Genomic DNA, 24,516 nt, shown 5'->3' with positions numbered 1-24,516 from the left:
GCCCGTCAGAGGACCACGACGTCGTCGGAGCGCTGGAGGACGTTCCGGCTGTCGAAGGTCGGGACGCCCTGGAGGATGCCGAGGTCGACGTCGTCGTGGTCGGTCAGGACGATGGCGAGGTCGACGCCGGTGAGCGCGTCCGCCGTCGGCGCGATGCGCGTGACGCCGGACGGCCACCGGTGCTCCTCCACGTGGGGGTCGATCCCGACGAGGTCGGCACCGAGCGCACCGAGGAGCCGGATGACGCGTGCCGACGGGGCCTCACGGGTGTCCCCCGAGTTCTTCTTGTAGGAGAGCCCGACGAGGGCGATGCGCGACCCGCGGACGGACTTGCTCCGGTCGTTGAGCATCGCGGTGGCCCGGGACACCACGTGGTCGGGCATGTGCTCGTTGACGTCGTTCGCGAGCTCGACGAAGCGGAACGTCTTGCCGAGGGAGCGCTTGACCTCCCACGACAGGTAGCTCGGGTCGATCGGCAGGCAGTGCCCACCGACGCCCGGGCCCGGGGTGAACTTCATGAACCCGAAGGGCTTCGTCGCCGCGGCGTCGATGCTCTCCCAGATGTCGACGCCGAGTCCGTCGGCGAACACCGCGAGCTCGTTGACGAGGGCGATGTTCACGTGGCGGAAGGTGTTCTCGAGCAGCTTGGTGAGTTCGGCCTCGCGCGTGCCGGAGACGGGCACGGTGCGCTCGACCAGGGTGTCGTAGAAGCCCTGGATCCGCGCGAGCGACGCCGGGTCGATGCCCGCGACCACCTTGGGCGTGTTGACGAAGCCCCAGACCGGGTTGCCCGGATCGATGCGCTCGGGGCTGTACCCGACGGAGAAGTCCCGCCCGGCGACGAGGCCGGAACCGCGCTCGAGGATCGGGACCATGAGCTGCTCGGTGGTGCCCGGGTACGTCGTCGACTCGAGGATGACGGTCGCCCCGGGACGCAGCGACGCGGCCAGCGACTCCGAGGCGCGCTCCACGAACGTCAGGTCGGGGCGGCTCTCGTGCAGCGGCGTCGGCACGGTGATGACCGCGACGTCCCAGTCGCCGATCGAGTCGTAGGAGGACAGGGAGCGGTACCGCCCGGCGTCCAGGGCCGCCCGCACCTCACTCGAGGCGATGTCCTCGACGTACGAGACACCCGCTGCGAGTGCGGCGGCGCGCCGCTCATCGAGGTCGATGCCCGTGACGGTGTGTCCGACGGCGACCGCGCGCATGGCGACCGGGAGGCCGACGTAGCCCTGACCGATGACGACGACGGACTGCGGGATGGCACTCATGGTTCCTCCTGGTGGGCGTCGGTTGACATTTCAAGTATCACGCATCAATATTGTCATTGCAAGCGTGATGGCATGAATGCCGCCCACGAACAGGAACCAGCAGCCCCTACGGAGCCCCCATGAAGCGCACCCACGTCATGACCGCCCTCGCCACCGCCGTCCTCGCGGCGGTCGCCCTGACCGGCTGCACGGCCGGCGGGGACTCGAAGGCGGAGCCCAGCAAGAAGCCCTCCGCCTCGGCGACCGCGAAGCCCGAGAAGACCGTCTACGACAAGTGCGAGGACGGCTTCGCCACGATCCTCACGACCAACACGGACGCCGGGGAGACCTTCACCCTCGGCGACTGCGCGAACGTCTCGATCGTCGGGCCGGGCGCAGAGGGGTCGCGCTTCGAGATCGGCGCGGTCGACACGCTCGTGGTGGAGGGTGACCAGGTCACCGCGTCGGTCGCGAGCGCGAAGAAGATCATCGTGGCGGGGAAGGGGAACACGGTCACCCACGGCGGCGACGCCGAGGTGCAGGACGACGGAGCGGACAACACCGTGACGGCGAAGTAGTCGCATCGACGCCGGAACGGGCAGCCACCCCACGGGGTGGCTGCCCGTTCATCGTGGCCTGCGGTCGTCGACCAGCGGACGGGACGCCGGCCGGCCGGCGTCGTCGTAGCCCTCGTGCGAGACGTCGGCACCGAGGTGCACACGGGCACCGTAGTCGGCCCCGACGCGCACGGCGGCTTCGGAGAACTGGCCGAGGCGGGTGCCGATGAGCGCGGTGTCGTCGCCACTGACGAGGTCGACCAGCACGCGGCTCGGCCGGCCGACCTTCGCGTTGGTACCGAGGAGCGTGCCGCCGATGAAGCGCACGCCACCACGCAGGACGGCCCCCCGACCGAGGGTCTCCTGGTGGCGGACGAGCACCCCGGGCCCGCCGTACACCAGGGCGTCGGTGAAGCTCACGCTCCGCACGTTCCCGATCCGGACCAGCGGATCGGTCCCCCGACGCTGCTCCGCCTCGAAGTGCGGGGCGATGAACCGCACGAACTCGACGAAGTCTTGCGCGGTGCTGCCCCAGCCGATGTCGAGCGCGGTGTTCGCACTGCCCTCGATCGTCAGGTTCGTGAACGTCAGGGTGTTGCTGTTCGTGGCGGCCTTCGGCGAGCGGATCCGCATCGCGGCTTGCGTCGCCGAACCACAGTCGTTGATCGAGACGTCGGTCCACGAGTTGTTGTTGAGCTGCTCGACGTGCAGCGCGGTTCCGTCCACACCGTGCAGCCGCAGGCGGTCGAACCGGGACTCGAAGCCGTTCTGGACGACGAGCAACGGCGCGGTCCCGCCCTTCCCGAGCAGCGTGAGGTTCTCGAGCGTGACGCCGTGTCCGTTCACCGTGACCATCGGGGTCGACTCCGAAGGGTCGCGCACCAGGTTGGCGCCACCGGACTTCGTCGCGGACGAGGCGTAGTAGCTGATGTCCGCGCCGAGACCGACCATCTTGACCATCTTCGGGATGGTGATGCCGTTGACGAGCCAGGTGCCGTTGGGCACGAGGACCCTGCCGTAGGCGGCGGAGGCCGTGTCGACCGCGCGCTGGAAGGCAGCCGTGCAGTCGACGGTGCCCCCACGCTGTGCGCCGAACTCGCGGACGTCGACGCCGATCAGCGCGTCGCCGTGGAGATCGCGGGCGGCGGGGGCGTCGGCGGCCGCCGGGAGGGGGACGGACGTGGCGGTGACGACAGCGGCCGCCGCAGCGACGAGCGCGGTTCGCCGGTCGACAGATCGGGACTCCATGTGGGCACGGTAGGGGCGGCCTCACGGCACCACCGAACATGTTGCATCGGTTGTGGACAGACACGTGCATTGCCGGGCCTGTGCAGGAATGGCACTACTGTTCGGAGCGTGCGATGGAGTCGAGTGGGCTGGCCCGCGGTCGGGTACGTCTCCCTCGAGGACGTCGAGGGCTACCCCGAGCACCTCGCACGACTGCTGACGGACGCCCCGCCCACCGTGGCAGCCCTCGCGTCGGTCACCTGGAACGAAGCGCGCATCGAACGCTGGGAGACCGAGATCCCCGCTGACGACGGCAGCGCGGCCGTGAGCGCAGCCGTGGTCGTCCGGAACGACGAGGTCCTGGACACCCCGGACGGCCTCTGGAAGCGCTGGAACCACGCCCGCGTCACCGTGCGGTTCGACCGCGCCGTCCTCGAGCCGCTCGACACGGAGCCCCTCGACCTCCTGGCCGGGGACGTCCACGTCACGCGCGGCGAACTCGCGCACGTCGACGCGGACGTCTGGGAGCTCCGACTCCTGCTCTCCCCCACCGGTGAGCTCGCGGTGCACTTCCGTGACGTCGCGATCGAGGTCCGGTCCGTGCACGAGGAGGACTGGGCCCGGCTCGAGCAGCGCCGGCAGCACGGTTGGCACGGCCCGGTGCCGGACGGATGGGTCGAGTGGGCGACGCCGGCGGTGCGTGCGGCGGCGCACGGTGACGTCGGCGGGCTGTCGCTCGCGCTCGACGGGATCGGTGGCGACCCGGTCGGGACCGACGAGGTCGACCCGCGCTGGGGCTTCGCCCCGCTGCACGCCGCGGCCTGGTTCGACCGGCGTGGCACCACGGAGGCGCTGCTCGAACGGGGTGCGGACGTGACCGTGCTCGACGCCGAGGGGCGCAGTGCCCTGGACCTCGCCCGCGAGCGCGGCTCGCGGAAGGCGGAGGAGGTCCTCCTCGCCTGGTTCGACGACCAGACCGCGGGACTCCACTTCACCGCGGAGGACCCCACCTCCGACGAATCGGCGGACTGAACCGCAGAACGGACCGCAACACGGACGGGAGGCTCGGTGCCAGCCGGCACCGAGCCTCCAGTCCGGAAGACGCGACCGTCTCAGACCGTGAGCGCGTTCGCCTGCGCGACCCGCCCGTACCAGCGCGCCGAGTCCTTCGGCGTCCGCTCGAACGTCTCCGGGTCCCACGCGACGAGCCCGAAGGTCGGGCGGAAGCCCGAGGCCCACTCGTAGTTGTCGAGGAGCGACCAGTGCTGGTAGCCGAGGACCTCGATGCCGTCCTCGATGCAGCGGTGGATGCCCTCGAGGGCGCCCTGCGTGTAGGCGACCCGACGGGTGTCGTCCGCGGTGGCGATCCCGTTCTCGGTGATCATCAGCGGGACGTGGCCGGACAGCTCCCACGCGCTGCGGAGTCCGTCGGCTGAGGCCTCGGGGTAGAACTCCCACCCCGTCAGGGTCGTCTCGACCTCCGCGGACACGGGCAACGGACCGGACGGCCCGATGAACGTGCGGGTGTACGCCTGCACGCCGAGGAAGTCGTCGCCGGCAGCCTGCTCGAGGTACCAGTCGTCGCGCGGGTACCCGTAGCTCTTCAGCATCTCGTCGGCGCCCGGTTCGCCGTTCGATCGGAAGGCCTGCGTGGCGATGGTCCAGCCGGACTGCAGTCCGGGCACCTGCGACAGCACCTCGCGCGAGCGCTGGTGCGACGCGAGCAGGGCGTCGGCGACACCGAGGTCCGGGTTCGGGAGGCCGTAGGCGACGAGGTTCGACGCGTCCTCTCCCCCGGCGAGCATCGCGGCGATGTTCGGCTCGTTGATCGTGCAGACGTAGCGGACGCCGTCCTGCACGACGGGCAGCGCGGCCTCGGTGTAGCGGGCGAACAGGTCGGCCGCGTCGTCGGCGCGCCAGAAGCCGTCGCGCTCGAACCACCGCGGGACGGTGAAGTGCATGAGCGTGACGATCGGTTCGATGCCGGCCTCGTGGCAGGCCTCGACCATGCGGCGGTAGTGGTCGATCTCGGCTCGGGAGACGAAGCCGCGCTCCGGCTCGATGCGTGCCCACTCGATGCTGAACCGGTAGGAGTTCAGGCCGAGGTCGGCGGCGATGCGGATGTCCTCGCGGTAGCGGTGGTAGCTGTCCGCGGCGTCGCCGGACGGTTCGACGATGGTGGTGTCGGGCTCGTGCTCGTGCACCCACCAGTTGGAGCCGACGTTGTTGCCCTCGATCTGGTGGGCGGCGGTGGCGGCACCCCAGAGGAAGCCGTCGGGGAACTGCAGCGTGGTGATGATCGGGCCTTTCAGTGCTTGCTCATGAAGGTGTCGAAGACCGCGAGGGTCGTCGACGGGTTCTCGACCTGCGGACCGTGGTAGCTCGTCGGGATCACCACGTACTCCGCGCCGGTGTCCTCCGCCATCTGCCGCTGCCACGGGATGGGCCAGGCACCGTCCCACTCGCCGTGGGTGACGAGGACCGGGAGGCCGGTGGCGCGGAGTTCGGCGGACGAGTCGGTGTGGTCCTCGAGGATGTGCCCGCCGGCGACGACGCTCGCCGGGTCGTGCGCGTCGAAGCGGTCGCGGACGAACCGCGGGTCGTCGGGGAGCTCCGCGTCGGGGCGGTACGCCCAGAGCGGGTTCGTCGAGTCGAAGAGCTGCCGGAGGTTCCCGCCGGTGTCGTGCAGGATCGTGAGCTCGGTGACCTTGCGGTACGGCCAGCCGTACGGTCCGGAGCAGAACTGCACGACGTCGCGGAAGGACCCCGGGGAGGCGATGGCGGCCTCGCGGACGATCACGCCGCCCAGCGAGTGGCCGATGAGGTGCACGGGCGCGCCGTCGTCGAGCAGCGCAGCGACGCGGACGACGTCGGCTGCCTCTTCCTCCAGGGTGTAGCCGGACGGCCCGGACGCCCGCGCCGAGTCCGCCTGGCCGCGACGGGTGATCGCGACCGCGGTCCAGCCGGCGTCGCCCAGGAGCGGCATGAACGTCCGCCAGTCCTCCTTCGACCCGGTGTACCCGGGGACGATCAGCACGACGCCCTTCGACGGACCGGCGGGCACGACGCGGTAGGCGGTGAGGCGTCCGACGGGCAGGTCGATGCCGACGACGTCGACCCCCTCCGGCGTGGGGAGGTGCCCGAAGGCGGGGACGGTCGGGAAGTCGTGGAGCGTGGTCATGCCAGCAGTGCCCTTCGGGGGTTCGGCACCGCGTCGAGCAGCGCCACCGTGTACGGGTCCTGCGGGTCCTGCAGCACCTCGGCCGTGCGGCCCCGTTCGACCACGGCGCCGTCGTGCAGCACCATGATGTCGTCCGTGATGAGGCGTGCACTCAGCAGGTCGTGCGTGATGTAGAGGAGCGAGACGCCCCACTGCTCGCGCAGGTCCTCGAGGAGCGCGAGCACCCCGGCGCGGAGCGTGACGTCGAGCATCGAGACGGGCTCGTCGGCGATGATCACCTGCGGGTCGCTCGCGAGCGCCCGTGCGATGACGACGCGCTGCCGCTGCCCGCCGGAGAGCTGGTGCGGGAGCTTCTGCGCGAACTGCTCGACGGGCGTCAGCCCGACGGTCTCGAGGAGTTCGAGCATCCGACGTCGGGCGTCGCGGCCGCGGAGGTCCGTGTAGTTCGCGATCGGCCGGGAGAGGATGTACTCGACGGTGTGCAGCGGGTTGAGCGCCGCGTACGGGTCCTGGAACACCATCTGCACCTCGGAGCGCAGGTCCTTCAGGCCACGCCTGCCGAGCTTCGCCACGTCGGTGTCTCCGAACCGGACGGTGCCGGTGGTCGGCTTCTCGACCCCGGTGAGCATCTTCGCGATCGTCGACTTGCCCGAGCCGGACTGGCCGACGAGGGCGAGCGACTGCCCGGGCTCGAGGGTGAACGAGACGTCGCGCACGGCCTGGACGGGCTGCTCGCCGCGGCGGGGTGCCGGGTACGTCTTCACGAGGTGGTCGACGACGACCGGGTTGCGGGCGGCAGAACGCTCCCGCGAGCCGACGGTGCTGAACGACGACGTCGTCTCCTGTCGCGTCGCGCCCTCGGACGAGCGGAGCGACCGGTCCGGGAAGCCGGGCAGGCTCACCACCGAAGCGCGCGGGTCGGCGTAGTGCGACAGCAGCATCTTCGTGTAGTCGTCCTGCGGGTCGCGCAGGATCTCCTTCGACCCGCCGTCCTCGACGATCCGCCCCTCGTGCATGACGAGCACGCGCTCCGTGGCCTCGAGGACGATGCCGAGGTCGTGGCTGATGAGGACCGCCGTGAAGCCCTCGGACTGCTGCAGCTCGATGATGGTGTCCATCACGGCGTGCTGCACGAGGACGTCGAGCGCCGTTGTCGGCTCGTCGAACACCATGAGGCGCGGTTCGAGTGACAGCGCGAGGGCGATCGACACGCGCTGCCGCATGCCGCCGGAGAGCTCCCCGGGGTAGCGGGCGAGCATCGTGGCGGGGAGCTTCACCTTCTCGACGAGCTCCCGCATCCGGGCGTCCCAGCGCTCGCGCGGCACGTGGCCGTGGGCCTTGAACACGTCGATGAAGTGGTTGCGGACCGTCCGGACCGGGTTGAGCGCGTTCATGCCGGACTGCAGCACCATCGCGAACCCGCCCTGCCGCTGCTGGCGGAGCGCTTCGTCGTCGAGGTCGCGGATGTCGCGGCCGGCGAAGACGATGTTGCCGCCGTTGGTGCGCGCCGGCGACTTCTGCAGCCGCGTCAGCGCGTAGCCGAGGGTCGACTTGCCGGAGCCGGACTCCCCCACGAGGCCGACGAACTCGCCCTTCCGCAGGGAGAACGACACGTGGTCGACGGCCTGGACGGCCTCCTGGCCGGCGGACTCGTAGACGACCGACAGGTCGCGGACGTCCAGCAGGACGTCGTGCGTGGCGTTCGTGGTGACGCGATCGTCGGACGGGAGGCGCGTGGCGGCGCCGCCACGGGCCTCCCGGCCGTCTGCTGCGTGCGTGGGTGCGCCGCTCATGCGGTGGCCTCCTTGCGCTTGCGGCGCGCGCCCTCGCGCAGCCGCGGGTTGGACACGGCGTCGACGCCGAAGTTGATGAGGGTCAGGCTCATCGCCAGGAGGGCGATGCAGAGGCCGGGTGCGAACAGCAGGATCCACTGACCGGTGAGCAGGGCGTTCGAGTTCTGCGCCCAGTAGAGGATCGTGCCCCAGCTGACGATCGACGAGTCACCGAGGCCGAGGAACTCGAGGCCGGCCTCGGCGAGGATCGCGCTGGTCGCCGCACCGAAGAAGCTGCCGACGATCAGGCTCGTCATGTTCGGCAGGATCTCGCGGAAGACGATGCGCGTGGCGCCGTCGCCGGAGAACTGCGCGGCCGTCACGAAGTCACGGCTCCGCAGGGACTGCGTCTGGCTCCGGAGGACGCGAGCGCCCCAGGCCCAACCCGTCACGACGATCACGGCGATGATGACCGCGATGCCGCCGTTCTGCAGGTACGCCGCGATGACGATCATGAGCGGCAGACCGGGGATGACGAGGAAGAGGTTCACGATGAACCCGATGACCTCGGCGACCCAGCCACGGATGTAGCCCCAGCTCAGGCCGATCGCGACGGCGACGAGCGTGGACAGGAAGCCCGCGACCGCGCCGACGAGCACGGAGACCCGGGCGCCGTAGATGAGCTGGGAGAGGACGTCCTCGCCGGCCGCGGTGGTGCCCATCCAGTGGGCCCAGGTGGCGTCGGCGCTGCGGGCGAAGCCGTTCTGGCTCGCGCCGTAGGGGGCGAGGACCGGGGCGGCGATCGCCACGACGACGAAGACGCCGAGGATGATGATGCCGACGCGGGCCTTGGTGTTGCTCCACACGACGCCGAACTGGCGGGCGGCGGCTCGGAGCTTGCTCGGGGCGGCTTGTCGTTCTTCTTGCGTGCGTACTGCGACCGTGGTGTCCGGTGTCTTGGTCGTGGTCATCGGCGCGTCCTCGGGTCCAGGACGCCGTACAGGACGTCCACGATGAAGTTGGCGATGAGCACCGACACGGTGATCATCAGGAAGAGGGCCTGCATGAGCGGGTAGTCCTGCCCGATCACGGCGTTGAACAGCAGGTAGCCGATGCCCGGGTAGCCGAACACCTGCTCCACGAGCACCGATCCGCCGACGACACCGCCGAGCGCGAGGCCGAAGCCGGTGAGGTTCGGCAGGATCGCGTTCCGCGCGGCGTACCGGACGGCGACCGTGCGGCCGCGGAGCCCGTTGGCCTCGGCGAAGGTGACGTAGTCGTCGCCGAGGGTGTTGATCATCGCGTTGCGCATGCCGATGATCCAGCCGCCGAGGCTCGTCACGAGGATGGTGATGGCCGGCAGCATCGCGTGCTGCAGAGCGTCGCCGATGAACTGTCCACTGAACCCCGGGGTGATCGTGGCCGAGTAGGCGCCGGTCGTCGGGAACCAGTGCAGGACGTAGCCGAGGAAGAACAGCAGCAGGAGCGCCGTCCAGAAGTACGGGAACGTCGACATGAAGCTGCCGGACAGGGTCGGGAGCGAGTCGAGCCAGGTGCCGCGCTTCCACGCCGCGCCGACCCCGATCAGGGTGCCGAGCACGAAGGCCAGGATCGTCACGACGCCGACGAGGATCAGCGTGTACGGCAGGGCCTGGGCCACGAGGTCGCCGACGGGCTGCGGGTAGAATGTGTAGCTCGTGCCGAAGTCGAGGGTGACGACCTGGTGCAGGTAGCTGACGTACTGGTCCCAGAGGTTGCCGCTCGGGACGCCGAGCTGGGCCTCGATCGCTTTCTTCGTGGCGTCGGTGACGGGGCCGTTCTGGCTGAGCTTCGCGAGTGCGGCGTCCGTCGGGCTGCCCGGCATGAGGCGCGGGAGCACGAAGTTCAGCGTGACCGCGGCCCAGAGGGTCAGGACGAACAGGACGAGTTTCTGGAGGAGGTACTTCACTTGCCTGCCTCCTGCTGCTGCTGCTCTCGCGGGATCTCCTTGCCCGCCGCGCTGTCCCGGAGCCGGAGCTTCGAGAAGATCAGCAGCGGAGCCGAGTCGTAGTTCTGCGGTGCCATGTAGGGGTCCTCCGCGCTCGGCCAGCCGACGAACTTGTTCGTGTTGAACAGACCCCAGAGACCGCCGTAGTACATGCCGATGACCGGGACGTCGTCGTAGACGATGTTCTGCAGCTGGTGCAGGATCGTTCGCTGCCGGGACTCGTCCGTCGTCGCCTTGTACTCGTCGAGGAGCGCCTGGGTGTCGGCGTTCTTGTAGCGCTCGTAGTTGTTCACCGTCGACTTGCCGACGGGCTGGTAGAAGTCGCTCGACAGCAGCGAGTTGAAGGCCTGGTAGACGTCACCGTTGCCCATGCCGCCCATGGCCATGTCGAACTTGCCGTTGTTGAGGTTGGCCTGGTACCCGGCGGGCTGCGGCGCCTGGAGCGACACCTTGATGCCGATCGCGGTGAGGTCGCGCTGCACCTGCTGGGCCGCACGGAGCCAGTCGGAGTAGCCGTTCGCGGTCATGATCGTGATGGTCAGCTGCTTGCCGTCCTTCACGAGCTTGCCGCCCTGCTGGGTGTAGCCGGACTTCGCGAACTCCTGCAGGGACCGCTTCGTGTCCTGCGTGATCATCCCCTTGTCCGGGATGGACGGATCGAGGTACTGCTCCTGGTTGGGCAGGATGAGGCCGGTCTGACCGGCCGCGGACAGGTTGCCCTCGGTCGCGGTCTCGGCGATGTCCTTCCGGTCCAGGGCGTACGAGATGCCCTTGCGGACGTTGACGTCGTTGTACGGCGCCTTCGTGAGGTTCGGCACGAGACCGATGACACCGCCGGCCGGGAACCACCACGTGTTGGTCTTCGACGCAGCGCCCCACGTGCCCTTGACGTCGGAGATGAACGAGTACGCCCAGTCGTAACCTCGGGTGACGGTGTCGAGCTGCGTGTTCGTCGCCGGGAGGATGAGGTGCTTGATGGCGATCTTGTCGGCCTGCCAGTACCGCGGGTTCTTGTCCATCGAGTACTGCTGGTCGGTGTAGTTGCCGAGCACGAACGGGCCGGTACCGACCGGGTTCGGGTCGCGCCACGTGGTCGGGTCCTTGACCTTCCCCCAGTGCTGCTCGCCGAGGATGTACGTCGCGCCGATGATGTTGAGGCTCGGCACGTCGTCGCTCTTGAGGTGGAAGACGACGTGGTCGCCGTCCTGCTCGATGCGGTCGATGTGCTGCCAGGCTCCCTTGATGTCCATCGCGGGGAACTTCTTGAGCAGGTCGAACGTGAAGACGACGTCCTTCGCGCTGAAGGGGTCGCCGTTCGACCACTCGACGCCCTTGCGGATCGTCATGTCGATCGTGCGGGCGTCCGGCTGGGTCCAGCTGCTCGCGAGCCACGGGGTGCCCTTGCCGTCGAGCGGGTTGACCTCGATCAACGGCTCGTACATCCACTTGCTCGCGGTTCGAGCGTTGGAGATGTACGGGTTGAAGTTGCGGTCGAACAGCGGGTTGCCGTGGTCGGCGTTGATGAGCATCGTGTCCTTGCCGATGCTCGGGTCCGGCTGGGAGCGGACCTGGATGCTGCAGCCGCTGGCCGCGAGGGCCACGACGGCGACCCCGGCCAGGGCGGCGAGGAGACGGCCGCGTCGGCGGGGACGGGCGGCGCGGGTGCCGCGGGCTGCGCGCGGGGCGGACGCCTGCGCGTCCGCTGGCTCGCGCGTGCCTGGCTCGCGCATGCGCTGTGGGGGAAGCGTCATTGCTCGGTCGACCTCCGTGTCGATTCGGTACTCACTCAATGTATGCGCTTACATCGCGACGTGCAACCATCGACTTTGATTGGCGGGGTGGAACACGGCGATCGGGGCCGTCAGGCGTCGAGCACGGGCGGGCAGCTCTCGCGGAGCAGCACCTCGACCGGCAGGCGCACGGCGCGCGGCGGGCCGTCGGGGTGGGTGAGCCGCTCGACGATCGCCCGGACGGCGGCACGGCCGAGTTCACCCATCGGTTGGTGCACGGTCGTGAGGCGCGGCTGCGAGAAGCGCCCTGCGTCGATGCCGTCGAACCCGGTGACGACGACGTCCTCCGGCACCCGGATGCCGAGGGTGGTCGCCGCGTCGAGCACCCCGAGCGCCGACTGGTCGTTCGAGCAGACGACCGCACGGGGGACGTCACCCTCGAAGAGCGCCGACGCGAGCTCCCGTGCTCGGGCCCGGCCGAAGTCGCCGTGCACGACGGGCACGTCGGCCGGGTCCACCCCGTGTTCGACGAGGGCGGCGCGGAAGCCCGCCGCGCGCTCCATGTCGTCCGGCGAGTCGATCGGACCGGCGACGTACGCGATCGAGCGGATGCCGAGCCGCCCCACCACGTGCGACACCACCGTCCGCATGCCCGCGGCGTTGTCCACGCTCACCGAGTCGAAGCCGTGCGAGCGCCGGTCGTCCGCGAGCACCACCACGGGGATGCGTCGGGCGACGTGCTCGAGCAGCTCGTCCGGGACCGTCTGCGCCAGCACGGCGAGGCCGTCGACACGTCCGGCGACGTCGTTCACGATGACGTCGCGCGACGGGCCACGCCCGGCAGCGACCATGAGGGCGAGGCCGCGTTGCCATGCTTCGACCTCGGCTCCGCGGAGCACCTCGTCGAAGTAGAGGTTCGAGGAGAACGGCTGCGTGACGTGCCGGCGGTCGTCGACCACGCGGACGCCGCCGTCCGTCACCAGGTCCGGTCGCTCGTCCGGGACGACGTCGAATCCCGGGAGCAGGAGTCCGACCACGCCGGTGCGCTTCCCGGCGAGGGCTCGCGCGTTGCCGGAGGGCACGTACCCGAGCGTCCGGATAGCCGCCTGCACGCGGTCGCGGGTGGCCTCGCGGACGGCGTCGGGCGTGCGGAGCACGCGCGAAACGGTGGCGATGGAGACACCGGCCGCGGAGGCCACGTCGTACACCGTGGGAGGTGCGGTGCGCTGTCCAGCCATGCCGTGCCTCCCGTCCGTCGTCGCGCGCTGGTGGTGCCGCGCCCGGTGCGGCCGGACCATCCTAGGCACGCCGCCGCGACCGGTCTGTCCACAGGGCTGCTCGCACCCTTGCGCAGGATGGACAGACCGGGTCACACTTGAGCGACCTCAGTACGTCCCGTGAGGAAGCGCATCCGCAGGCAGGGGCCTGCGTCAACCGAACCGATGCCCACACACAGGAGCCGACGATGTCGAAGAACACCCGCGGACAGAGCCGTGACGTCATCAGCGAGTCCATCGCCCTCGACGAGGTGAAGAGCGGTCTGCTCGACCACAGTCAGGGGAACCAGAACGCCTGGATCTTCGGCGAGGCCGACGGCAGCGAGGAACCGACGCTCTGACGCGGGTTCGTCGTACCGACCGGGACGTCAGCGCTCGGTCGGTCCGACGATCGCCATGCCGGCGCCACGGAGCCGACGACGTTCCTGCGCGATGAACGCGAGGAGCCGGTCGTTGGTCCCGGCGACGTGCGCCGCGAGCAGGTCCGCGGCCCGGTCGGCGTCTCCGGCACGGACGGCGTCGAGGATCGCGCTGTGCTCGTCCCACGCGGCGTCGCGGGCCTCGGGCGTGCGCACCTCGATCCACCGCGTGCGCTCGAGGCGGGTGAGCGCGTCGGCAACGGCGTCGGTGATGAACCGGTTGCCGCCGAGTGCAGCGAGGTCGAGGTGGAACGTCGAGCCCATCCGGACGCCCGAGCGCTGGTCGGGGGCTTCACGGAGGTCATCGAGGTGGGCCCGGACCTCGTCGAGCTGCTCGGCAGAGGCGCGGGCGACCGCCAGTCGCGCGGCCGCAGGCTCGAGCACGCCACGGAGTTCCGCGAGGGAGGCGATCTCGTCGAGGTCGATCGGGGTGACCGTCCACGAGCGACCCTCGTGCAGGATGAGCCCTTCGCGCTCGAGCCGCGACAGTGCGGCCCGGACAGGGGTGCGCGAGGCGTGGAAGCGCGCCTCGAGTCCGCGCTCGGAGATGCGCTCGCCGGGTGCGATGTCGAGTGTCAGGATCGCCGCGCGGAGGTTGTCGTAGAGCTGCGCGGTCTGTGACACCGGCGCGTCGTCCGCGGTCACCACGTCTGTCGTTCCAGCCACGGTCGGGAAGCCTAGCAGGCATGGTATACCGTTTTGGTATACCAATCAGTTCTCGAACGGAACCATCGTGACGACGACCACCGCCCCTCGCCCGACGGCGACCCGCCGTGCGTGGACGATGCTCGCGCTCGGGGTGGCGGCGCAGGCGGCCGGGACCCTCGTCGTGTCCGCGCCGGCGCTCCTCATCCCGTACCTGCACGCGCACGGCACCACGCTGCCCGCGGCCGGGATCCTCGCCGCGGCACCCACGTTCGGCATGGTCCTCACCCTGATCGCTTGGGGCGCCGTCACGGACCGGGTCGGCGAGCGGGTGGTGATCGCGGGCGGGCTCGTGCTGACGACCGCCGCGGTCGCTGCGGCGTGGCTCGCAGCCGGGAACACCGTGCTGCTCGGGATCGCGTTCCTGGCCGCCGGCATGACGAGCGCTTCCACGAACGCGGCGAGCGGTCGCGTGGTGGTCGGCTGGTTCCCGAAGGAGCGTCGCGGGCTCGCGATGGGGATCCGACAGATGTCGCAGCCGCTCGGCGTGACCCTGGCCGCGGTGACCGTCCCACAGCTCGCCGAGGCGGAGGACATCCGGGCGTCGCTCGTGCTGCCGGTCCTGCTCTGCGCCGTGCTCGCGGTCCTCTGCGCGATCGGCATCGTCGACCCACCGCGAGCCTCCCGCGCCGAAGCGTCGGCCGAGCACGTGGCGAACCCCTACCGGTCGAACGGGTTCCTCTGGCGCATCCACGCGGTGTCGGTGTTGCTCGTCGTGCCGCAGTTCACCCTGTCCACGTACGGGCTGGTGTGGCTCGTCGGGCTCGGGTGGTCGACCGGCGCGGCCGGACTCCTCGTCGGCGGCGCGCAGTTCGTCGGGGCGGTCGGACGCATCCTCGTCGGGGCGTGGAGCGACCGCGCGGGCTCCCGGGTCGGCCCGCTGCGGGTCGTCGCCGTGAGCGCTGCGGCGGTGATGGGTGTGCTGGCGCTCGTGGACGTGACCCACCTGGCAGCGGGGGCGGTGTTCCTCGTGGTGGCGACGAGTGTGACCGTCGCGGACAACGGCCTGGCGTACACGTCGGTCGCCGAGGCTGCGGGGCCGTTCTGGTCCGGGCGCGCACTCGGAGCGCAGAACACCGGGCAGTTCATCGCGGCGAGCGCCGTCGGGCCCGGGGTCGGCGCGCTCGTCGCGGGGCTCGGGTTCGCGGCGTCGTTCTCGATCCTGGCAGTCCTGCCGTTGCTCGCGCTCCCGTTGGTGCCTCGTCGGGACCGGGTCTTGAACTGACCGATCGCGGCCGATACTCTACATTTATGAGGATCGGTTGGCTCGACACCGCAAAAGGGTTCGCGATCGTCGGGATCGTCCTGATCCACGTCGCCGCCTGGGCTCCGGCCGACTCCGAGATCGCCCGGTGGGTGCTCGATCACCTGGTGATGCCACTGCCCGTCTTCTTCATCGTCTCCGGCATCCTCGCGGGTCCGGCGCTGACCGCACACGACACTCCGGCGCGCCACCTGGTGACGCGGATCACTCCGCTGCTCTACCTCTACGTGCTCTGGCAACCGGGGGTGTTCGTGTACCGCCTCGTCGGCCACTCGTCCGCGGGCGAGGACCTCGATCTGATCGGTGAGACAGCGAGGGTCATCGCGGCGTTCGTGCGCCCGAACGGCGAGATCTGGTACCTGTGGGCACTCGCGCTCCACTTCGTGCTGGTGTGGCTGACCCGACGTCTGCCAGCGGTGGTCGTCCTCTCCGCCCTCACCGTCGTCGGCGCCTGGGTGATCGGGTGGGGCCGCTCGGTGGTCGGTGACGACCTCTGGCACGTGGCCGGGCCCGGTCTGCAGGGACTGCCACAGTTCGCGTTCCTGACCGCGATCGGCGCGCACCTCGGGCCACGACTGATCGCGAACGCCGATCGGTTCGGGTCTCCCCCCGTGGCGGTCGTGGCCGTCTGCGTCTGGGTCGCTGTCGGTGAGGCCCACGCGAGGTCGACCGGCATCATGGAGCACGCACTCGCAGTGCTCCACGTCGTGATCGGGACTGCGTCCGCGCTCGTGATCGCGCGTGTCCTGGACGACTTGCGCGTGACGAATCCGATCCGCGCGCTCGGGCGCTGGTCGATCGTCCCCTACCTGACCCACACGGCCGTCATCGTCGGCCTCCTCGCATCGGCCGAGCTCCTCGGTGCGACGCCGTTCCTCGTCGCACACCCGACCGGCACGATCGCTGCTCTCACCGTCGTCGCGACGCTCGCGGGGCTCGTCGGCTACTGGCCGGTGCGGGGCACCCGTGCCGACCACTTGTTCCGACCTCCGCCCGCCGTACACCGCTGGTCGGATCGACCGCCTCGAGACCGGTCGTCCGCCGACATCCTCGGGGGGCACCGGGCACCGCCGCGGGACGAGTCGACGGTGCCATGACGGACGGGAGGCGCGGTGCCGGCCGACACCGCGCCTCCCGTCCGTCAGATGCTCACCACATCAGGCGGGCACGGCCGGTCCGACCGGCCAGCGCAGGAGCGCGGCCGCCGCCGCGCCGCCCGGGAGCGACGCCGCGTTGACGAGCACGAGCTCCGCGTCCGTGAGCACCGCCGCCCGGACGAGCGCGCACACCGCCGGCACGGGTCCGATCACCGGGACACCGCCGGCCTGCTCCGGAGCGGTCGCGACCCAGGGCGCTGCCCCGAGTGCGAGGAGGGTCCGGTCGCCGATCGCCACGGCGTCGAGCGCGACGACCGAGCTCTGCGCCTGCTGCAGCGCTTCGACCACCGATCCGAGCCCCGTCACGGCCTGGTTGTCCCCGCGCCCGACGTGGGTGCGGAGGAGGTCCTCGAGGTCGTGCCGCCGGGTGGCGACGACGCGGGCGAGTGCCACCTCGACGTGTTCGACGAACGCCTGCTTCGACGCGGTGTCGGCCCGGGGGTCCCCCGGGAACACGGACACGAGGGCCTTCGTCTCGGCCGACAGCGACTTCACGAGCAGCTCGCGTGCGGTGACGTCCCCCGCGATGACGACGAGCCCCGGTCGACGCTCGCGGACCGTGGCGTCGAGGGCGGCCGCGAGTTCGGACTGGTTCTGCTTCCAGATCTCCTCGGTGTGCTGCTGCCAGTGCGGCTGCTTCCACCCGGTGCCGGCCTTCGCGTAGTGCAGGGTGTCGTTGCGGCCCTCGACGTGCTGCTCGTCCGGCGCGACGGGCGCGTGGCCGAGCCGGTACGTCCGGAAGGCGCCGCCCTCCTTGCCGGCGTGCACGACGAGGAACGGCAGGTCGACCGGGCGGTGGGCGACGAGCGGCACGAGGTCGGGGACGGCGCCGACGCCGACGGACTCGGCACCGTGCAGGTGTCCGGGGAGGACCTCGCTCAGGACGACCGACCCGTCGTGGACGAGCACGTACCGGGTGACGGGTGAGGGGACGCCGGCCTCCTGCTCGAACTCGGCGGCGATCGCGTCGACGACGGAGGCCGGGGCGCCCTGGGCACGGAGCGACTCCTCGACCGCACGGAGCTTGAGCGCCGCCTGCCGCCTCGGGTCCTCCACGTTGCCGGAGACGTCGGCGTAGGCCCAGGCCCACGTGCCCCCGTCCTCCAGCCGCTGTCCCAGGATCTCGTGCAGTTCGCTCGTCGCGTTGGTCGACGTCATGGCAGCTCCTTCCGCTCAGCGTGCCGGAGCAGGACAGCCCCGACGGCGGACACCGGTTCGGACGGACCCTGTCACGGTCCCCTGCGTCCGCGTGCGCCCACACTCCCCCCGTCGGCCCGCGTGCGTCCACAGCGCGGAGGGAACGCCCAGCGACCTGCGCGAAAGTACAGCAACGCTCGGTTTTGTGGTTGGCTGGGCGGGACCCCGATCGATGACGAACCGGAGCCGTGCGATGACGCCGACAGGCAGAAGAAGCCCCATCACGAGACGACAACTCCTGGGCTTCGGCCTGGGAACGGCCGCGGCGGGCCTCCTCGCCGGCTGTGCGGTGCCGGGCTCGACGAACGTCAACAAGGCGGCGCTCATCCCCGCCGCTTCGGGCGGCGAGACCGTCCAGCTCACCTACTGGGCGTGGCTCAAGGACCTCCAGAAGGTCTGCGACGTCTGGAACGCGAAGAACCCCCGCATCCAGGTCACCGCGAACTGGATCCCCGGCGGCAACAGTGGCGGGTACCAGAAGATGTACTCCGCGCTCGCGGCCGGCGGTGGCCCGGACATCGGACAGGTCGAGCTCCGCCAGATCCCCGAGTTCATGCTCGCGAACGGCCTGACGGACCTCGCCCGGTACGGCGCGAAGGACTTCGAGTCGAAGTACGACGAGGCAGCGTGGGCGCAGGTGTCGTTCGTGGACGGCATCTACGGGATCCCGCAGGACACCGGGCCGATGGGCTTCTACTACCAGACCGCGATCCTCGAGCAGGCCGGTGGGGAGCCGCCGAAGACCTGGGACGAGTGGCGCGACCTCGCCGACAAGGTGCGCGGGACGGGCAACGGCAACTACCTCGAGGTGTTCCCGGTCGCCGACGCGTCCCCCTTCGCCGCGTACGCGCAGCAGGCCGGGGCCCGGTGGTTCCGGATCGACGGCGACGAGTGGGTCGTCGACATGACCGACGACCGGACGATGATGGTCGCCGAGTTCTTCGACGGCGTCATCGACGACAAGCTGGTCGACACGAGCGCCGGCGCGTACTCCCCCGGGTGGTACGCCGCGGCGGCCAGCGGCAAGATCGCGGCCGTCACGAGTGCGAGCTGGGGAGACGCGCTCATCCAGTCGGTGCAGGGCGGCGAGGGCAAGTGGAAGGTCGCGCCCATGCAGACGTGGGGCGACACGGGCTTCGGCTCGAGCGCGATCGGCGGCTCGACGGCCGCGGTCCTCGCGAACGCGAAGCACCCGGCCGAAGCGCTCGAGTTCATCACGTGGATGACCACCTCGGAGGAGGGCATCAACGCGATGATCAAGTACTGCGGCATCGGCTGGTCCCCCGCCAAGGACTACATCGGCGCCGCTCGGCAGAAGCCCAGCGAGTGGTTCTCCGGGCAGAACTACAACGAAGAGGTCTTCGTGCCCGCCGCGCAGGAGCAGAACGTCGACTGGTCGTGGTCCCCGGTGACGCAGTCCGCGTTCACGAGCCTGCAGAACCAGTTCCGCCGCAAGCTGACCGGCGGCCTGAAGCTCACCGACGCGGTCGAGCTCGCCCAACGGGAGATCGTCCAGTCCTTCCGGGACAAGGGCCTGAGCGTGAGGACCGCACGATGACCGCCACCCAGGACCGCGCGACGGCCACCTCGCAGCCGCGCACCGGCTTCCGCACGAGCACGAAGGCAACGGCTGCCCAGAAGCGGGCCCCGTGGATCCTGCTCGGCCCCTTCCTCGCACTGTTCGTCCTGACGTTCATCATCCCGATCATCAGTGCGCTGTTCCAGAGCTTCACGACCGTCGACCGGAAGGGCCTCTTCGGTGAGGACGGCGTCGTCGGCCGGTTCGCCGGGTTCGACAACTACGCGATCGCCCTGCAGGACTCCGGCTTCGTCGCCTCGATCGGCCGCATGCTGCTGTTCGGGATCGTCCAGGTCCCGGTGATGATCGTCCTCTGCACGATCCTGGCGCTGCTCCTCGAGTCGGCGAGCGCCCGCTGGCCCGCGTTCTTCCGGGCCGTGTACTTCATGCCGTACGGCGTCCCGGGCGTCATCGCGACCATCCTGTGGTCGTTCCTCTACGTACCCGGGCTGTCCCCGATCGTGGCGCTGCTGCAGTCGATCGGGCTGCAGCCGGACTTCCTCGGCGCGAACAGCGTCCTGTGGTCGATCGCGAACATCGTCACGTGGACGTACACCGGCTACAACATGCTCATCATCGTGGCGCAGCTGAAGTCGATCCCCGGCGAGGTCTACGAGGCCGCGAAGATGGACGGCGCGAACGCGTTCCAGGTCGCGTGGCGCATCCAGATCCCGCTCATCGCACCCGCGCTCGTGCTCACGACGGTGTTCTCGATCATCGGCACACTGCAGCTCTTCGCGGAGCCGCAGATCCTGTCCACGGTCGCACCCGCGATCGACACCGAGTACACGCCGAACTACGCCGCGTACACGAACGCGTTCGCCTTCAACGAGTACGGCGTCGCCTCGGCGCAGGCCGTGATCATCGCGCTGGCCGCGTTCATCCTGTCGTTCGCGTTCCTCGCGCTGACGAACCGGCCGCCGAAGAGCGAGCGGGACCAGAAGAAGCGCGCGAAGCGCGACGGCCTGGAGGCACGGCGTGCGCTCCAGACGCGCGTCACCGCCGACGGCGGGTCGCGACCCGCCACGGGCGTCGCGAACCGCAGCACGACCACCGGAGCCGCACCGCGCCTCCAGTCCGACCAGAAGGGTGCGGAAGCATGAGCGGCGAGACGATCCAGGCGCCGGTGACGAAGCGGGCGGCGGAGCCCGTCGACACCACCGCCATCACCGCGCACCAGCGCCGCAAGCTCGACCGGTCCGGGAAGTCCCAGATCGTGGTGACGGGCATCCTCGTCATCGTCGCGATCTACTTCCTGGTGCCGTTGTACTGGGTCGTCATCGCCGCGACGAAGACCACCGGGGCACTGTTCGCGACGAACGGGTTCTGGTTCGGCGGCGAGTTCGCGCTGTTCAGCAACATCGCGCAGGTGTTCTCGTACGACGGCGGCATCTTCGTCCGGTGGATCGCGAACAGCATCCTCTACTCGGGCGTCGGCGCAGTGCTCGCGACGTACTTCGCCGCCGCGGGTGGCTACGCGCTCGCGAAGTACGAGTTCCGCGGTCGGCAGCTCGTGTTCGGCACGATCCTCGGTGGCGTGCTCGTCCCCGGGACGGCCACCGCGCTGCCGCTGTTCCTGCTGTTCTCGACGCTGGGCCTGACGGACACGTACTGGAGCGTGCTCATCCCGAGCCTCGTCTCCCCGTTCGGACTGTTCCTCTGCCGGGTCTACGCGGCGGCGTCGGTCGACACCGCGCTCCTCGAGCAGGCGCGCATCGACGGCGCGGGCGAGCTGCGGATCTTCCACACGATCGTGCTCCGCCAGATGACCCCGGCGCTCGTCACGGTGTTCCTGTTCCAGGTCGTCGGCATCTGGAACAACTTCTTCCTGCCGCTCATCATGCTGGCGGACCAGAAGCTCTACCCGATCACCCTGGGACTCAACAACTGGCGTGCACAGGTCGATCGTCTGCCAGAGTTCTACCAGCTCACCACCGGCGGAGTGCTCGTCTCGGTCATCCCGCTCGTGATCGCGATCATCGTCCTGCAGCGCTTCTGGCGCGGGGGCCTCACGGAAGGATCGGTCAAGGGTTGACCGTCACTGCACAGCCGTCCAACGAGTCGGCGCTCGCCGACCTGGCATCCACCGCCCCCGGCTCCGACTCGCGACTGGCACCCCGTGCCTGGTTGCACACGGACGCCCCCTCGCTGTCACTGGACGGCGAGTGGGACTTCCGCTGGTCGCCCGTCGCCGACGTCCCGGTCCCCGGGGTCGACGACGACTGGGGCACCCTGCCGGTGCCGTCGCACTGGGTCCTGCACGGGCACGGGGCGCCGAGCTACACGAACCTGCAGTACCCGTTCCCGATCGACCCGCCGCACCCGCCGGAGGAGAACCCGACCGGTGACCACCGACGCGTGTTCTCCCTGCCGGACGCGTTCGACGCGGCGGCCAGGGTGGTGCTGCGGTTCGACGGCGTCGAGTCGCACTTCCGGGTGTGGCTGAACGGCTCGCTCGTCGGGTGGAGCACCGGCTCCCGGCTCGTCACCGAGTTCGACGTGACCGCTCTGCTGCGTCCGGGGTCGAACGAGCTGCTCGTGCGCGTGCACCAGTGGTCGGGCGCGTCGTACCTCGAGGACCAGGACCAGTGGTGGCTGCCGGGCATCTTCCGCGACGTCACCCTGCTCGCGCGTCCGACCGCGCCGATCGACGACGTGTTCGTGCGCGCCTCGTGGGAGCCCGTGCTGGGCTCCGCGGCCACCGCGGGGACGGCCGCGTCGGGGCGCCCGTCGACCGGCACGGGGACCATCACCGTGCCGACGATCGACGCGGTGTTCCCGGTGCGGTTCGAGGTCCCCGACCTCGGGGTGTCCGAGGTGTGGCAGACGGCCGACGACGTCGTGCCGATCACCGTCGAGGGCGTCGAACCGTGGAGCGCCGAGCAGCCGCGGCTGTACGACGCGACGCTGTCGACCGGGACCACCGCCGGCGGACGCGCGGGCGGCGAGACGGTCTCGCTCCGGATCGGCTTCCGGTCGGTGCGGATCGAGGGCGACCGGTTCCTCGTGAACGGCGAGCGCGTGGTGTTCCACGGTGTGAACCGACACGAGACCCACCCCGTCCGCGGGCGCGTCTTCGACGAGGAGCACGCCCGAGCAGACATGGCGCTCATGAAGCGGAGCAACGTCAACGCGATCCGGACCTCGCACTACCCACCGCACCCGCGCGTGCTCGACCTCGCCGACGAGCTGGGCTTCTGGGTCATCCTGGAGTGCGACCTCGAGACGCACGGCTTCATCTTCACCGGGTGGGTCGGGAACCCCTCGGACGACCCGGCCTGGCGCGATGCGTACCTCGACCGCATCGCCCGGACCGTCGAACGGGACAAGAACCACCCGTCGATCGTCATGTGGTCGCTCGGCAACGAGTCGGGCACCGGTCGGAACCTCGCGGCGATGTCGCAGTGGGTGCACGACCGCGACGACGAGCGTCCGGTGCACTACGAGGGCGACTACACGGGCGAGTACACCGACGTGTACTCGCGCATGTACCCGACGCTGCAGGAAACCGAGTCGATCGGCGGCGGCACGCCCACGCCCCTGCTCGAGTGCGGTCCCGCCGAGGCGGCCCGGCAGCGGTCCAAGCCGTTCATCCACTGCGAGTACGTGCACGCGATGGGCAACGGGCCGGGGCAGATCGCCGAGTACGAGGCCCTCGTGGACAAGTACCCGCGGCTGCACGGCGGGTTCGTGTGGGAGTGGCGCGACCACGGCCTGCTCACCCACACCGCGTCCGGCCAGGCCTACTACGGGTACGGCGGTGACTTCGGCGAGGTGGTCCACGACGGCAACTTCGTGATGGACGGGCTCGTCCTGCCCGACGACACCCCGACCCCGGGGCTGGCGGAGTTCGCGGCCGTCGTGGCACCGATCCGGATGTCGTCGTCCGACACCACGCTGCTCGTCGAGAACCGGTACCACTCGGCCTCGACCGCGGGACTCCGCTTCTGCTGGACGCTGTCGCGCAACGGCGTGGTCGAAGCATCCGGTCGGTTCGCACCCGGGGTGATCGCCGCACGGGCGTCGGCCACCGTCCCAGTGCCGGACGAGGTGCTGGAGGCCGCGGCCGGCTCGGTCGCACCCGGCGAGGAGCTGTGGTTCGACGTGACCGCGGAGCTCGCCGGACCGACGGCCTGGGCGGACACCGGCCACGTCGTGGCACGCACCCAGCGGCTCGTCGCGAGCCGACCGGCGGACGCGCCACGGGCCTCCCGGCAGGGGTGGGACGGCGACCGCCTCGGTGACGGCACCTTCACCGCCCGCGGCGACCTGGTCTCCTTCAAGGGCCACGACATCGCCGGGCCGCGGCTCGAACTCTGGCGAGCGCCGACGGACAACGACCGGCTCGCCTCGCAGGGCGGCTACGAGACGGCCGATCCGGTGCTCACCGGCGGGGTCGGGGACCCGACCGCGCCCGCCTCGGCCGTGAAGTGGGTCGAGCGGGGACTCGACCGCCTGACGCACCGGGCCGTGTCGGTCGACCGCACGGCGGACGGCCTCGTGCAGCGGGTCCGGGTCGCGGCAGCGAACAGCGGGTGGGGCGTCGACGTCACGCACCGCTGGAGCCTGACGGACGCCGGGCTGCAGCTGCAGACGGACGCCGTGCCGTTCGGGGCGTGGGACGTCACGTGGCCGCGGTTGGGCGTGCGGTTCGACCTGCCGGTGTCGTTCCTCGACGAGACCGCGACGTGGTTCGGTACCGGTCCGGACGAGTCGTACCCGGACTCCTCGCACGCTGCCCGGATCGGGCGGTTCCAGGCGCCGGTGCGTTCGCTGACGGTCGACTACTCGCGGCCGCAGGAGTCCGGGCACCGACCGGCCCTGCGTTCGCTGGCGGTGGGTGACCTCACCGTCACGACGGTCGGGTCGCACCGCTCGGGCTTCACGCTCACGCCGTGGACCGCGCAGCAGGTCACGCGCGCCGGACACCCGTACGAGCTGCCGACGCCGGAGCACGCGTACCTGTACCTCGACGCGGCGCAGCACGGGCTGGGGTCCCGCGCGTGCGGGCTCGACGTGCTGCCGGAGCACCAGCTGTGGCCGCACGCGGCGTCGTGGAGCGTGGTGCTGGCGTAGGCGCAGCGCGGGGCGCGCACGGCGCGCTCACGCTCGCGAGGAACCACGAAAGCGACATCGAACCAGGTCGGGTGACCGGTTCGATGTCGCTTCCGTGGTTCAACCCGCCCGGCGGCGCGGCACGGCGCGGCGCGGCGG

The 24,516-nt window shown here is 70.5% G+C and carries 19 protein-coding genes and 1 pseudogene; 9 read left to right on the top strand and 11 right to left on the bottom strand.

Annotation, left to right across the window (positions count from 1 at the left end; genetic code table 11):
* Positions 1-5: 5 nt before the first annotated feature.
* Positions 6-1,271, bottom strand: coding sequence for a nucleotide sugar dehydrogenase (locus tag NS184_RS00730; protein ID WP_058724217.1), 1,266 nt, complete (start codon positions 1,269-1,271; stop codon positions 6-8).
* Positions 1,272-1,390: 119 nt separating this feature from the next.
* Here NS184_RS00730 and NS184_RS00725 point away from each other — a divergent pair, with 119 nt between their 5' ends.
* Complete coding sequence (locus tag NS184_RS00725; RefSeq protein WP_058724216.1) at positions 1,391-1,828, top strand: hypothetical protein; 438 nt, start codon at positions 1,391-1,393, stop codon at positions 1,826-1,828.
* A 48-nt stretch (positions 1,829-1,876) separates the two neighbouring features.
* Here NS184_RS00725 and NS184_RS00720 read toward each other — a convergent pair whose 3' ends face one another.
* A complete protein-coding gene (locus NS184_RS00720) occupies positions 1,877-3,055 on the bottom strand; it encodes a glycosyl hydrolase family 28-related protein (RefSeq protein WP_058724215.1) in 1,179 nt (392 codons plus the stop codon).
* Positions 3,056-3,163: 108 nt separating this feature from the next.
* On the opposite strand from NS184_RS00720, the gene NS184_RS00715 reads away from it, so the two are divergent.
* Entirely contained in the window at positions 3,164-4,066 is a 903-nt protein-coding gene (locus tag NS184_RS00715; protein ID WP_152997982.1) for an ankyrin repeat domain-containing protein, read from the top strand.
* Between the two features lie 80 nt (positions 4,067-4,146).
* Here NS184_RS00715 and NS184_RS00710 read toward each other — a convergent pair whose 3' ends face one another.
* The 7 genes from NS184_RS00710 to NS184_RS00680 all read right to left on the bottom strand — a co-directional run bounded on the left by NS184_RS00710 (position 4,147) and on the right by NS184_RS00680 (position 12,942).
* Positions 4,147-5,334, bottom strand: coding sequence for a family 1 glycosylhydrolase (locus NS184_RS00710; RefSeq protein WP_152997985.1), 1,188 nt, complete (start codon positions 5,332-5,334; stop codon positions 4,147-4,149).
* Between the two features lie 8 nt (positions 5,335-5,342).
* Positions 5,343-6,215 carry an alpha/beta fold hydrolase gene (locus NS184_RS00705; RefSeq protein WP_058724213.1) on the bottom strand — a complete coding sequence of 291 codons (873 nt, stop codon included), beginning with the start codon at positions 6,213-6,215 and terminating at the stop codon, positions 5,343-5,345.
* A complete protein-coding gene (locus tag NS184_RS00700) occupies positions 6,212-8,008 on the bottom strand; it encodes an ABC transporter ATP-binding protein (protein WP_083513331.1) in 1,797 nt (598 codons plus the stop codon). The genes NS184_RS00705 and NS184_RS00700 overlap by 4 nt, the downstream gene beginning before the upstream one ends.
* Positions 8,005-8,958, bottom strand: coding sequence for an ABC transporter permease (locus NS184_RS00695; RefSeq protein ID WP_058724212.1), 954 nt, complete (start codon positions 8,956-8,958; stop codon positions 8,005-8,007). The genes NS184_RS00700 and NS184_RS00695 overlap by 4 nt, the downstream gene beginning before the upstream one ends.
* Positions 8,955-9,935: an ABC transporter permease gene (locus NS184_RS00690; protein WP_058724211.1), complete on the bottom strand. Its 981-nt coding sequence runs from the start codon at positions 9,933-9,935 to the stop codon at positions 8,955-8,957. The genes NS184_RS00695 and NS184_RS00690 overlap by 4 nt, the downstream gene beginning before the upstream one ends.
* Positions 9,932-11,725: an ABC transporter substrate-binding protein gene (locus NS184_RS00685; RefSeq protein WP_242862928.1), complete on the bottom strand. Its 1,794-nt coding sequence runs from the start codon at positions 11,723-11,725 to the stop codon at positions 9,932-9,934. Before NS184_RS00685 ends, NS184_RS00690 begins: the two co-directional genes overlap by 4 nt.
* A gap of 110 nt (positions 11,726-11,835) precedes the next feature.
* Positions 11,836-12,942, bottom strand: coding sequence for a LacI family DNA-binding transcriptional regulator (locus tag NS184_RS00680; protein WP_058724210.1), 1,107 nt, complete (start codon positions 12,940-12,942; stop codon positions 11,836-11,838).
* A 227-nt stretch (positions 12,943-13,169) separates the two neighbouring features.
* On the opposite strand from NS184_RS00680, the gene NS184_RS18110 reads away from it, so the two are divergent.
* Positions 13,170-13,322 carry a hypothetical protein gene (locus NS184_RS18110; RefSeq protein ID WP_193750355.1) on the top strand — a complete coding sequence of 51 codons (153 nt, stop codon included), beginning with the start codon at positions 13,170-13,172 and terminating at the stop codon, positions 13,320-13,322.
* A gap of 27 nt (positions 13,323-13,349) precedes the next feature.
* Here the strand turns inward: NS184_RS18110 and NS184_RS00675 are convergent, their stop codons facing one another.
* On the bottom strand, positions 13,350-14,066 hold the full coding sequence (locus NS184_RS00675) for a GntR family transcriptional regulator (RefSeq protein ID WP_083513329.1): 717 nt from the start codon (positions 14,064-14,066) through the stop codon (positions 13,350-13,352).
* A gap of 118 nt (positions 14,067-14,184) precedes the next feature.
* Here NS184_RS00675 and NS184_RS00670 point away from each other — a divergent pair, with 118 nt between their 5' ends.
* Positions 14,185-15,330 carry an MFS transporter gene (locus NS184_RS00670; protein WP_058724257.1) on the top strand — a complete coding sequence of 382 codons (1,146 nt, stop codon included), beginning with the start codon at positions 14,185-14,187 and terminating at the stop codon, positions 15,328-15,330.
* Between the two features lie 26 nt (positions 15,331-15,356).
* A complete protein-coding gene (locus tag NS184_RS00665) occupies positions 15,357-16,466 on the top strand; it encodes an acyltransferase family protein (protein WP_058724209.1) in 1,110 nt (369 codons plus the stop codon).
* A 60-nt stretch (positions 16,467-16,526) separates the two neighbouring features.
* On the opposite strand, the gene NS184_RS00660 is transcribed toward NS184_RS00665, so the two are convergent.
* Entirely contained in the window at positions 16,527-17,684 is a 1,158-nt protein-coding gene (locus NS184_RS00660) for a Vms1/Ankzf1 family peptidyl-tRNA hydrolase (protein WP_058724208.1), read from the bottom strand.
* 232 nt (positions 17,685-17,916) lie between these two features.
* Here NS184_RS00660 and NS184_RS00655 point away from each other — a divergent pair, with 232 nt between their 5' ends.
* The 4 genes and pseudogenes from NS184_RS00655 (at position 17,917) to NS184_RS00640 (ending at position 24,378) form a co-directional block, all read left to right on the top strand.
* Positions 17,917-19,281 carry an extracellular solute-binding protein gene (locus NS184_RS00655; protein WP_058724256.1) on the top strand — a complete coding sequence of 455 codons (1,365 nt, stop codon included), beginning with the start codon at positions 17,917-17,919 and terminating at the stop codon, positions 19,279-19,281.
* A pseudogene (locus tag NS184_RS00650) lies at positions 19,278-20,219 on the top strand (carbohydrate ABC transporter permease); the annotation flags it as partial. The gene NS184_RS00655 and the pseudogene NS184_RS00650, both read left to right, overlap by 4 nt.
* A 182-nt stretch (positions 20,220-20,401) precedes the next feature.
* On the top strand, positions 20,402-21,337 hold the full coding sequence (locus NS184_RS00645; RefSeq protein WP_152997981.1) for a carbohydrate ABC transporter permease: 936 nt from the start codon (positions 20,402-20,404) through the stop codon (positions 21,335-21,337).
* Positions 21,334-24,378, top strand: coding sequence for a glycoside hydrolase family 2 TIM barrel-domain containing protein (locus NS184_RS00640; protein WP_058724207.1), 3,045 nt, complete (start codon positions 21,334-21,336; stop codon positions 24,376-24,378). Before NS184_RS00645 ends, NS184_RS00640 begins: the two co-directional genes overlap by 4 nt.
* The last annotated feature ends 138 nt before the right edge of the window (positions 24,379-24,516 follow it).

The organism is Curtobacterium luteum, assembly GCF_001475545.1.
GTDB classification, from domain to species: Bacteria; Actinomycetota; Actinomycetes; order Actinomycetales; family Microbacteriaceae; genus Curtobacterium; species Curtobacterium luteum_A.
The sequence above is the reverse complement of the archived record's forward strand: the minus strand, read 5'-3'. Positions and strand labels throughout refer to the sequence as shown.